General features: G+C 52.3%; 1 tRNA gene and 1 rRNA gene. Both read right to left on the reverse strand.

Annotation, left to right across the window (positions count from 1 at the left end):
- Positions 1-124: 124 nt before the first annotated feature.
- A tRNA-Glu gene (locus ADJ24_RS21905) sits at positions 125-200 on the reverse strand.
- An 84-nt stretch (positions 201-284) separates the two neighbouring features.
- Positions 285-1,826, reverse strand: a 16S ribosomal RNA gene (locus tag ADJ24_RS21910).
- Positions 1,827-1,972 lie beyond the last annotated feature (146 nt).

The raw sequence follows: 1,972 nt of genomic DNA on the forward strand, positions 1-1,972 counted from the left end.
ATTAAGATGTGTCGTTTCAATTTTCAGCTTGATCCAGATTTTTAAAGAGCAAATATCTCAAACGTCACCCGAAGATGAGTTTTGAGATATGACGGCCGGTGACTTTCACTCACGAACCAGCAAGTGGCGTCCCCTAGGGGATTCGAACCCCTGTTACCGCCGTGAAAGGGCGGTGTCCTGGGCCTCTAGACGAAGGGGACGTAAAGTCTCAATCGCAAGACGCCTTGCTATTTACTTTTCATCAGACAATCTGTGTGAGCACTRCAAAGGCAGGTTCTTTAAGGTAAGGAGGTGATCCAACCGCAGGTTCCCCTACGGTTACCTTGTTACGACTTCACCCCAGTCATGAATCACAAAGTGGTAAGCGCCCTCCCGAAGGTTAAGCTACCTACTTCTTTTGCAACCCACTCCCATGGTGTGACGGGCGGTGTGTACAAGGCCCGGGAACGTATTCACCGTAGCATTCTGATCTACGATTACTAGCGATTCCGACTTCATGGAGTCGAGTTGCAGACTCCAATCCGGACTACGACGCACTTTATGAGGTCCGCTTGCTCTCGCGAGGTCGCTTCTCTTTGTATGCGCCATTGTAGCACGTGTGTAGCCCTACTCGTAAGGGCCATGATGACTTGACGTCATCCCCACCTTCCTCCAGTTTATCACTGGCAGTCTCCTTTGAGTTCCCGGCCTAACCGCTGGCAACAAAGGATAAGGGTTGCGCTCGTTGCGGGACTTAACCCAACATTTCACAACACGAGCTGACGACAGCCATGCAGCACCTGTCTCAGAGTTCCCGAAGGCACCAAAGCATCTCTGCTAAGTTCTCTGGATGTCAAGAGTAGGTAAGGTTCTTCGCGTTGCATCGAATTAAACCACATGCTCCACCGCTTGTGCGGGCCCCCGTCAATTCATTTGAGTTTTAACCTTGCGGCCGTACTCCCCAGGCGGTCGACTTAACGCGTTAGCTCCGGAAGCCACGCCTCAAGGGCACAACCTCCAAGTCGACATCGTTTACGGCGTGGACTACCAGGGTATCTAATCCTGTTTGCTCCCCACGCTTTCGCACCTGAGCGTCAGTCTTTGTCCAGGGGGCCGCCTTCGCCACCGGTATTCCTCCAGATCTCTACGCATTTCACCGCTACACCTGGAATTCTACCCCCCTCTACAAGACTCTAGCCTGCCAGTTTCGAATGCAGTTCCCAGGTTGAGCCCGGGGATTTCACATCCGACTTGACAGACCGCCTGCGTGCGCTTTACGCCCAGTAATTCCGATTAACGCTTGCACCCTCCGTATTACCGCGGCTGCTGGCACGGAGTTAGCCGGTGCTTCTTCTGCGGGTAACGTCAATCGCTGAGGTTATTAACCTCAACGCCTTCCTCCCCGCTGAAAGTACTTTACAACCCGAAGGCCTTCTTCATACACGCGGCATGGCTGCATCAGGCTTGCGCCCATTGTGCAATATTCCCCACTGCTGCCTCCCGTAGGAGTCTGGACCGTGTCTCAGTTCCAGTGTGGCTGGTCATCCTCTCAGACCAGCTAGGGATCGTCGCCTAGGTGAGCCGTTACCCCACCTACTAGCTAATCCCATCTGGGCACATCTGATGGCAAGAGGCCCGAAGGTCCCCCTCTTTGGTCTTGCGACGTTATGCGGTATTAGCTACCGTTTCCAGTAGTTATCCCCCTCCATCAGGCAGTTTCCCAGACATTACTCACCCGTCCGCCGCTCGCCGGCAAAGTAGCAAGCTACTTTCCGCTGCCGCTCGACTTGCATGTGTTAGGCCTGCCGCCAGCGTTCAATCTGAGCCATGATCAAACTCTTCAATTTAAGTTTGATGCTCGTGAATTAAACTTCGTAATGAATTACGTATGTTCACTCAGAGACTTGGTATTCATTTTTCGTCTTGCGACGTTAAGAATCCATGTCACTTTGAGTGCCCACACAGATTGTCTGATAAATTGTTAAAGAGCAGT

It is taken from the genome of Enterobacter sp. 940_PEND (genome assembly GCF_001059415.1).
In the GTDB taxonomy this organism is placed as follows: domain Bacteria; phylum Pseudomonadota; class Gammaproteobacteria; order Enterobacterales; family Enterobacteriaceae; genus Enterobacter; species Enterobacter cloacae_M.